The organism is Granulicatella sp. zg-ZJ, from assembly GCF_010892355.1.
GTDB lineage: Bacteria > Bacillota > Bacilli > Lactobacillales > Aerococcaceae > WM01.
Window position 1 is genome coordinate 1 of sequence record NZ_WNJY01000059.1, and the last position, 562, is coordinate 562.

General features: G+C 32.2%; 1 protein-coding gene. It reads right to left on the reverse strand.

What is annotated here, in order from left to right; genetic code table 11:
* Positions 1 to 500 (reverse strand): helix-turn-helix domain-containing protein (locus GMA11_RS09155; RefSeq protein ID WP_163546810.1); only part of this gene is annotated, 500 nt, incomplete at its 3' end.
* Positions 501 to 562: the final 62 nt, after the last annotated feature.

The following is a 562-nucleotide window of genomic DNA, read 5'->3' on the forward strand; positions in this document are numbered from 1 at the left end:
AATTCATCAAAGCATAGATGATGAGGTAATTGTGTGTTGTGATTTACTTTTAAAGTAGAGGCGACCTTATCAACAATACGTCTGACCGTATGTACAGATACATTGTGTTGTTTAGCGATATATGTTTCTGAAATGGTTTCTGTTAAAGTATCCATTATCTTTTGTTTTAAACGGTTTGTGATAAAACAATGCTTATCCACAATAGGTGTTTCAGCTGTAAATGATGATTGACAGGATTTACAATAAAAACGTTGTTTAGTGAGTGATAAATAGGCGTTTAGTCCTGAAATTTGGCATAAAGACAGTCGAGATTGACGTGTCCCATTTTTTACAATGCCATTGGTTGCGTAACAATTTGGGCAACAATCTGGTGTATAGGTTAATTTACCGTATAAGACTAATGATTTTTTATGTCGAATGTCACACTCTGATACGTTTTCATGATCAAATGTGATGTTTTTATCCTTTAATTGTAGTAAGATTTCTGTTATATTAGACATAGGCAATTTCTCCTTATTATTTGGTGGTACTTTTAATTTAAGAGAAAATTGCCTTTTTGTCT